Here is an 8,471-nt window from a genome sequence, read left to right as displayed (position 1 = left end):
GGCGCCTCGACCGAAGCCTGGCCGGGCCACGGTCGCAGGTCAATGAAACAAGTAGCCGATGTGAGTGCATCCGTGGGCACACGGCCTGGGCAACACGGCGGACATCCGAGATCCGGGGTGCGATTCAACGTCATGCCGTCAGGCTGACTACCTCGGGCCGGATAGCTCTTACGCAGGCCAGCCACCGTACGGCGGTATTGTATTCGACGTCTCTCGACCCTTCAGCGCTCGCCATCGCGCGGTTTGCCAGCCGCCCCGCACGGCCACCAGCGTCGGGCACGACGCGAACCACACCAAGATCCTCCACCGAGACCACTGGGCGAGCCGGCCGATCCGCCGACCTGCCCCCGTCCCGCCTCGGAGCCAGACAGCGCTTCCGCAGGTCTCCATCGCCGAGCAATCGAGGCCTTGTGGACGGACATCGTGGCCGCTCGTCCTGACGGCGCCCGACTAGAATTCACGCCACATCGGGCGCGACCTGCCGATTCTCGGTGTCGCTGCCACTTCCCAGTCTTGCAAGTAGCCCATCGTGAACCCGGTCAACATGCCGTCCACGCGGCGTGGCAAGCAGACGAGTGACCAGGTCCACTCCCCGCCGTGGGATCGACGACGGATCATGTGCTACGGTAGCCGAGTTGCAGTTTTGATTTCCGTAGACGTTTTCCGGCGCCTGATGGGGCATCTGAAACCCATCCAGGCGCTTTTCGTTTTTCGTGTCGTTTCGACGCGGGTGATCAACGCGGCGGCGTATGGGTCCGCACAGTGCGGTCTCTAACAGCCTGCGAAGGAGCAGACATGACTACAGGTACCGTGAAGTGGTTCAACGCCGACAAGGGCTTCGGCTTCATCAGCCCGGACGACGGCGGCGCCGACGTCTTCGCCCACTTCTCCGCGATCTCGGCGAGCGGCTTCCGCAGCCTCGACGAGAATCAGAAGGTGGAGTTCGACATCACCCAGGGCCAGAAGGGCCCGCAGGCGGAGAACATCCGCCCGCTTTGATCCACACTCTGCGAACGGCGGCCCGACTGGTTCAGCGGGCCGCCGTTCGGCGTTTCATGCGCTCACCACGGCATCGCGAAAATCGTCTGATCGGCAGAAGGCCGGCTGTCAGATAGCCGGGACCCGGGGTGCACGGCGTTACATCCTGAAGGGTTGATGACTATGGCGACGACCTACTCGGGTCCTGCGAGGCTGATCCTGGTCGACGGCGCATGCATATCCGGCATGGCTTCCCTCAGTACCAACCAGCGCGGAGGACTCAACGGCTGGGGCGGCACGTTCCGTCCGGACGAGATCACGACAGACCTTCGCAACGCAGTCGAAGGTCTGCAATTGGAACTGCCCTACGATCGGATGGGGACAGTCGCCGTCACCGGCATTCGCAAGCTACTCGCCACGCAGGTGTTGATGTCGTTGGCAGGCCGCGGACCCGCACCATTCTGATCGTGCGCCGCCCGGCCGCCGCTACATCGCCGCCGCGACGCGGTCACTCTGCTCTGCACTCATCTGCCGCCGATCGGGCGGCTGGCTTGCGCTGAGCAGCGCCGCTTGGGAGCGGTACGTCAGAGGCTGCGAGCGAAGCACGTGTCGTTGAGCTCCGCGTGCCACCAACCGGTCGGTAGTCCGACATCGTCAGCGGGCCAGGTCGGCGATGAGGTTCACGGAGCCCGACACGATCACCACACCGAATATGTACGACAGGACGGCATGGGACAGCACGCTGCCCCGGATCTGCGGATCGCTGATGGCCGTGTCCGATACCTGGTAAGTCATGCCGATCGTGAAGGCGACGTAAGCCAAGTCGCGGTAGGTGGTCTTTCCCTGCACAGGCTGGCCCTCGAAGCCGATCCCCCCGATCGTTGATCGATATTGCAGGTCGGCGTAGCGCAGGGTGAAGACCGTGTTGACAACGGTCCACGACAGCAGGACGGTCAGCATTGCGACGCCGACGAGCAGCACCCGCGTCGAGCCGCTCTGCTTGCCGGCGAGGCTGAGAGCAAGGCCGACACCCAGCAGGCTGGTGACGCCCGCTGCTACCAGCAGCACTGCGGCGGTCACCCGCGTCTCGTCCTCACGCATGGCCATCATCTCGGTGTGGGAGCTGTCCGCTCGGATGATGACCGGCCAGATGGTGAGGAGGAAGGCGAGCGCGGCGGCGTCCCAGCCCCCGACCGCGGCCAACTGCCACGTCATGAACGGCAGGAGCGCGAGAGCGACGATGAGCCCGATGGAGGCGACGAGGACGGCTCGCCGCAGGGCAGGGGCGTGCCAGCCCAGGCATCGGTGATACAACGTCTCCGGGGGCATGCCGGTCATCGTCCGAGTGTCTCCCATCGCATCACATAACGTGCTCATTGCCGTACACAGCGAGCCCGCTGGTCACCTGAATGGCCCAACGATCTGGCAGTCGGCATGCCTCCGCGCGTACGCGGTGGCGGGGACGAGTACCGACCTACTCGCCCAGTGACAGCCGAGCCGCCCGCATCCTCAGGTAGCGCTGCTCGGGCAGGCTGGTGGTGCCGCCGGCCGCCGCCCGGTAGTGCGTGACCGCCCGTTCCCGGTCCCCGGACATCTCGTACAGGTGGGCCCGGGCCGCGTCGAGCCGGTGCTGCCCGGCCAGCCGGGGGTCGGCGGCGAGCGTGGCGAGCGCGGCCAGGCCCGCCTCGGGGCCGTCCACCATGGCCGTGGCCACGGCCCGGTTGAGCGCGACCACCGGGTTGCCGGAGAGCCGTTCGAGCACCTGGTAGAGGGCCAGGATCTGCGGCCAGTCGGTGGCCTCGGCCGTCGGCGCCTCGTCGTGCAGCGCGGCGATGGCGGCCTGGAGCTGGTACGGCCCGACCGGGCCCCGGGCCATCGCCCGGGTGACCAGCGCCGTCCCCTCGGCGATGGCGGCGGCGTCCCAGCGGGTCCGGTCCTGGTCGGCCAGGGAGATCAGCTCCCCGGCGGGGCCGGTGCGGGCGGCGGCCCGAGCGTCGGTGAGCAGCATCAGCGCGAGCAGCCCGGCGACCTCGCTGTCGTCGGGCAGCAGCGCGTGCATGGCCCGGGCCAGCCGGACCGCCTCCTCGGACAGGTCCACCCGGCGCAAGTCGGGGCCGAGGCTGGCGGTGTGCCCCTCGGTGAAGATCAGATAGAGCACGTGCAGCACGGCGGCCAGCCGGTCCTGCCGCTCCCGCCGGTCGGGCAGCCGGAACGGCACCCCGGAGTCCCGGATGCGTTGCTTGGCGCGGCTGATCCGCTGCGCCATGGTGGCCTCGGGGACCAGGAAGGCCCGGGCGATCTCGGCGGTGCTGAGCCCGCCCACGGCGCGCAGGGTCAGCGCGATCGCCGACCCGGTCGACAGGGTGGGATGGCAGCAGAGGAAGAGCAGCACCAGGGTGTCGTCCCGCTCCGTGGCCGGCGGCTCGTCCGCCGCCGGGGCCGTCCGCCGCCGGTCGGGCTCGCGCCGGGCGGCGCGGTCCTCCCGCTCGCGCCGGGCGGTCTCGGCCCGGACCAGCTCGATCATCCGGCGGTACGCGACCTGGACCAGCCAGCCGCGCGGGTTGTCCGGCAGGCCCTCGGCGGGCCACTGGGTGGCCGCGTCGAGCAGCGCCTCCTGGACGGCGTCCTCGGCGGTGGCGAAGTCGCCGAACCGGCGGGCGAGCACGCCGAGGACCTGCGGCGCCAGTTCGCGCAGCAGGTCCTCGACGGTGCGGTCCGGGGTGTCCAGCCGTCACATCTCCTGCGGCGGTGCCGACATCACCGGGTGGACCTCGATCGGCATGTTCAGCGGTCGCCCGCCGGGGCCGGGCGCGGTGGAGATGTGCGCGGCGATCTCGACCGCCCGCTGCGGGGTCTCGCAGTCGACGATCCACCAGCCGGCGAGGAACTCCTTGGTCTCGGCGAAGGGTCCCTCGGTGACCACCGGCGCGCCGCCCGCGCCGGCCCGGACGATCCGCGCCTGCTGCGGCCCGCCCAGCCCCTCGCCCTGGACCCACTCGCCGTCGGCGGCGAGCTTGCCGTTCACCTCCTGCATGAACGCGATGTGGGCGGCGATCTCGTCCGGCGTCCAGGTGTCGATCGGGGGGAAGTCGGTTCCGGCGGCGCTGAACTGCATCAGCAGCATGTACTTCACGGCTGGCTCCTCACGTCCGAGCACCGATTCTCGATGCTTGCACCCGGAGGTAGAAGCCGCCGCCCCGGTTCTCGACATCCGTCCCGAAGATTTTCCGAACTTTTTCAGTCGACCGCGGTGACCTCCAGCAGCAGCGCCTGCTCCGGGTGCAGGGCGGGCAGCTGCACCCCGACCGAGCCCAGCACCGCCCCGCCCAGGGTGACCCCCTTGGGTAGCCAGCCGGGCTCGGTGAGCTGCAGCACCGCCGGCTCCGGTACGCCCGCCGGCGGACGGACGGCGTAGCGGCGGGCCGGGTCGAGACCCGGCAGGCGTACCACCCCGGGCGCCTGCGCGGCGGAGGTGGTCAGCCGCGACACCGCGTACACGGCGTGGGAGCCGTCGTGGGCGACGACGCCGTGCGCCTGCACGGCCGGGTCCGGGTGGTCGACCCGGACCACCCGGCCGGAGTGCAGCAGCGGGCGGAGCCGCTTGTGCAGCGCGACCCAGGCGGCCAGCTCGGCGCGCTGCGTGGCGTCGACCGACCCGATGTCCCACTCGATGCCGTGGTGGCCGAAGAGCGCGGTGACGGCGCGGAAGCCCAGGTCGTGCACCCGGTGGGTGGTGTGCGAGCGCTCCGGTCCGATGTGGGTGCCGACCAGCTCCGGTGGGAGCAGCAGCCCGGTCCAGCGTTGGATGGCGAGCCGCTCCAGGGCGTCGTTGCAGTCGCTGGCCCAGACCCGGTCGGTGCGGCGCAGGATCTCCAGGTCGACCCGGGCCCCGCCGGAGGAGCAGCTCTCGATCTCCACCCCGGGGTGCCGGCGGCGCAGCTCGTCCAGCAGCCGGTAGACCGCCACGGTCTGCGCGTGCACCCCCGGCCGGCCCCGGTGGCCGGCCTCGGTGAGGTCGCGGTTGTGGTCCCACTTGAGGTACGCGATGCCCGGGTGCTCGGTGAGCAGCGCGTCGAGCCGCCCGAGCAGGTGGTCGTACGCCTCCGGGTGGGCCAGGTCGACCACCTGCTGGTGGCGCCACTCCAGCGGCAGCCGGTCGGGGGTGGCGAGCACCCAGTCCGGGTGGGCGCGGAACAGGTCGGAGTCGGCGTTGACCATCTCCGGCTCGACCCAGAGCCCGAACTGCATCCCGTGCCCGCGCACGTGGTCGATCAGTGGTTGCAGCCCGTCCGGCCAGACCTCGTCGTCGACGTACCAGTCGCCCAGGCCGGCCCGGTCGTGCCGGCGGCCCCGGAACCAGCCGTCGTCGAGCACGAAGCGTTCCACGCCCACCTCGGCGGCCCGGTCGGCCAGCGCGGCGAGCCGGGCCAGGTCGTGGTCGAAGTAGACGGCCTCCCAGACGTTCAGGGTGACCGGTCGGGGCGTGCGCGGGTGCCCGGGGCGGGCGCGCAGGTGGCGGTGCAGCACGTCGCTGAGCCCGTCCAGGCCGGCGGTGGAGTGCACGGCGTACAGCAGGGGAGTGGCGTACTCCTCGCCGGGGCCGAGCACGATCTCGCCGGGGGTGAGGAGTTCCCCGCCGCCGAGGGTGGACTCGCCGGTGGGCCGGCGTTCGGCGACCGTGACGTGGTCGCCGCTCCAGGCGGTGTGCACGGCCCAGACCTCGCCGTGGCCGAAGCCGAAGCCGGGCGTGCCGGCCATCAGCAGCAGGGTGGCGTCGTGTCCGGTACGCCCGTGCCGGCCCTCGCGCACCCAGGCGCCCATCGGCCACGGGTGCCGCTGCGGCGCGCGTTCCCGGCACCAGCGCCCGGTGAGGTCGAGCAGTTCGGTGGCGACCGCCGGCACCGGCAGCACCGGGGTCAGCTCGCGCAGTTCGTAGCGGGCGTCGCCGTCGTTGCGCACCCGGTGCCGCAGGGTGAGCAGCCCGTGCGGGTCCAGCACGATCTCGACGGTCAGCGACAGGGCGGCGCCCGGGTCCGACGCCCGCACCGTGACCCGGGCCGCGCCGGGCCCGTCGGCCCCACCGTCGTCGTCGGATACGACCACCGCGTCCCCGCCCGCCGCCACGCGGCCCGGATCCGGCTCGCCGTCGACGTCGATGCCGTCGAGGCGGAACGCGGTGGACCAGTCCCGTCCGTCGCGGTGCCCGGCCAGGCCGGGCCGCCCGCTCCAGCCGGCGCTCGCCTCGGGCAGCAGGGACAGCACGGTGGGCGCGTCGAAGCTGCTCGGCACGACCGGCGGGATGGTGGCGTCGACCAGCGCGGGCAGGTCGCCGGCGGGCACCGGGCCGAGGTCGGCGCCCCAGTGCACCACCCGGGGCAGCCCCGGGCCACGCGCGTCGAGCACCAGGCTGGTCCGCGCGCGACGTAGGTGGATGACGGACGCAATCGTCATGACCGCTCATCTCTCCGTGAGGGCACGCCGGTCACCGTCCGTGACGGGACCGGGCGGCCGGATCGGGACGAGCGACATGCCGGTCAGGCATCTGAATGCGGGACCGGCATGTCGCTCATTCGTTGGCCCAGTGGGGCCGGGCGCGGGAGTCCCGGCGGTGTCAGCCCTTCGAGGCGCCCAGGGTCAGCCCCCGGACGAACTGCTTCTGGAGCAGGAAGAAGACCACCAGGGTGGGGAGGGCGACCAGCACCGAGCCGGCCGAGACCAGGTTGTTGTCGGTGAAGAACTCGCCGCGCAGGTTGTTCAGCGAACTGGTCACCGGGAACTTGTCGCCGGAGCGCATCAGCACGGTGGCCCAGAAGAACTCGTTGTAGATCCAGGTCACCTCCAGGGTGGCCAGCGCGGCCAGGGCCGGCCGGCACAGCGGCATGGTCACCTGCCAGTACTGCCGCCAGACGCTCGCGCCGTCGACCATCGCCGCCTCGTACAGCTCGCGGGGGAGCGCCTTCATGTAGTTGCTCAGCACGAAGACGCAGAAGCCGCACTGGAAGGCGACGTTGATCAGGATCAGCCCCCAGTAGCTGTCGTAGAGCAGCTCCGAGTCGCTCATGAACTCCGGCAGCGGCACCTCGGTGAAGAGCCGGAAGAGCGGGATCAGCAGCGCCTGCTGCGGCAGCAGGTTGGCCGCGGTGAAGAGCCCGAGCAGGACGATGTTGAGCTTCCAGCTGAACCGGGCGATCACGAACGCCACGCAGGAGGCCAGGAAGAGCGTCGCCAGCACCGCCGGCACGGTGATCCAGACCGAGTTGAGGAAATGCTTGCCGAACTCGGCGGTCTCCCAGGCGGTGACGTAGTTGTCGAACGTCCAGCCGCCGAGCGAGACGTACCCGTTGGCGGCGGTGTATTCGTACGAGCGCAGCGAGGTCAGCACCGCCCAGACGATCGGGAAGAGCCAGCCGATCGCCACCGCACCCAGGAACAGGTGTAGGACCACCCGGGCCGGCCGCAGCGGCGCGCGGCGCGCGACCGGCGCGTCGGTCGCCGGCTCGCGGGTCGTGGTCGCGGCGCTCATCGCCGGTCCTCCCTCATCACGGTGGTCAGGTAGATGGTGATGAAGACCAGGGAGACGACCAGCATGATCGTCGCCAGTGCCGAGCCGAAGCCGATCCGGCTCGCCTCGCCCACCACGTTGGACGTGACCAACGCGGAGATCAACTCCAGGCCGTTGCGGCCCTTGTTGATCACCCAGACCAGGTCGAACGCGCGCAGCGACTCGATCACCGTCACCACCAGCACGATGATGTTGATGGGTCGCATCACCGGGAAGACCACCCGGAAGAACGTCCGGCTCTCCGAGGCGCCGTCGACCGCGGCGGCCTCGCGCAGCGACGGGTCGACGCCCTTCAGCCCGGCCAGGTAGAGCAGCATGATGTAGCCGACGTGCCGCCAGCCGGCGGCGAACATGACCGCCCAGATGTTGACCGACGAGTCGCCGTACCAGTCGGTCTGGGTGCCGAGCACGGCGTTGAGCAGGCCCTGGTCACGGCTGTAGATGAGCTGCCAGACGAAGCCGATCAGCGCCAGCGAGAGCACCACCGGCAGGTAGAGCGCGGTCTGGTAGAACCGGCTGCCGCGGATCTCCTTGTCCAGTAGCACGGCGAGGAACATCCCGAACGGCGTGGCGACCACGAAGAGCGCCGCCAGCCAGAGCAGGTTGTTCTGCACCGCCGGCACGAACGGTGGGTAGATGTTGACCACGTCGGAGTAGTTGCGCCCGCCCACCCACTCGATCTCGCTCAGCGGGCCGATGCCGTCCCAGTCGGTGCCGGAGAGGGCCACGGTGGCCAGCGCCGGCAGCCAGACCAGCGCGACGACGAGCAGCAGCGGTACGAGCACCATCAGCGTGATCACCACGCGGTCGGTGCGGGACAGGAGCCGTAGCCGGCGGCCGCGACCACCCGTGGAGGTGGTGGTCGCGGCCGGCGACGGCACGGCGTGATCCGCTTGGATCAGGGGCAGGTCGGACACGGTGGTCCTCCCCC

General features: G+C 70.7%; 8 protein-coding genes. 2 read left to right on the top strand and 6 right to left on the bottom strand.

Annotated elements, in window-relative coordinates:
• Positions 1-795: 795 nt before the first annotated feature.
• Both cspE and V6U88_RS29135 read left to right on the top strand, forming a co-directional pair.
• A complete protein-coding gene (gene cspE, locus V6U88_RS29140; RefSeq protein WP_013283833.1) occupies positions 796-999 on the top strand; it encodes a transcription antiterminator/RNA stability regulator CspE in 204 nt (67 codons plus the stop codon).
• 162 nt (positions 1,000-1,161) lie between these two features.
• Complete coding sequence (locus V6U88_RS29135) at positions 1,162-1,443, top strand: hypothetical protein (protein WP_334457986.1); 282 nt, start codon at positions 1,162-1,164, stop codon at positions 1,441-1,443.
• Positions 1,444-1,632: 189 nt separating this feature from the next.
• On the opposite strand, the gene V6U88_RS29130 is transcribed toward V6U88_RS29135, so the two are convergent.
• The 6 genes from V6U88_RS29130 to V6U88_RS29105 all read right to left on the bottom strand — a co-directional run bounded on the left by V6U88_RS29130 (position 1,633) and on the right by V6U88_RS29105 (position 8,457).
• Positions 1,633-2,316, bottom strand: coding sequence for a DUF1345 domain-containing protein (locus tag V6U88_RS29130; protein WP_334457985.1), 684 nt, complete (start codon positions 2,314-2,316; stop codon positions 1,633-1,635).
• Positions 2,317-2,452: 136 nt separating this feature from the next.
• The gene (locus V6U88_RS29125) at positions 2,453-3,706 is read right to left on the bottom strand and encodes an RNA polymerase sigma factor (RefSeq protein ID WP_334458032.1); all 1,254 of its coding nucleotides are present in this window, start codon (positions 3,704-3,706) and stop codon (positions 2,453-2,455) included.
• Between the two features lie 3 nt (positions 3,707-3,709).
• The gene (locus V6U88_RS29120; protein ID WP_334458030.1) at positions 3,710-4,102 is read right to left on the bottom strand and encodes a YciI family protein; all 393 of its coding nucleotides are present in this window, start codon (positions 4,100-4,102) and stop codon (positions 3,710-3,712) included.
• A 113-nt stretch (positions 4,103-4,215) separates the two neighbouring features.
• Entirely contained in the window at positions 4,216-6,429 is a 2,214-nt protein-coding gene (locus V6U88_RS29115) for an alpha-galactosidase (protein WP_334457984.1), read from the bottom strand.
• A 160-nt stretch (positions 6,430-6,589) separates the two neighbouring features.
• Entirely contained in the window at positions 6,590-7,501 is a 912-nt protein-coding gene (locus V6U88_RS29110) for a carbohydrate ABC transporter permease (protein ID WP_334457983.1), read from the bottom strand.
• The gene (locus tag V6U88_RS29105) at positions 7,498-8,457 is read right to left on the bottom strand and encodes a carbohydrate ABC transporter permease (RefSeq protein ID WP_334457982.1); all 960 of its coding nucleotides are present in this window, start codon (positions 8,455-8,457) and stop codon (positions 7,498-7,500) included. Before V6U88_RS29105 ends, V6U88_RS29110 begins: the two co-directional genes overlap by 4 nt.
• Between the last annotated feature and the right edge of the window lie 14 nt (positions 8,458-8,471).

Origin of the sequence: Micromonospora sp. CPCC 205739 (genome assembly GCF_036906795.1) — a bacterium.
Lineage (GTDB): Bacteria > Actinomycetota > Actinomycetes > Mycobacteriales > Micromonosporaceae > Micromonospora.
Note: the sequence above shows the minus strand (reverse complement) of the source record. Positions and strands in the feature narration are given on the sequence as shown.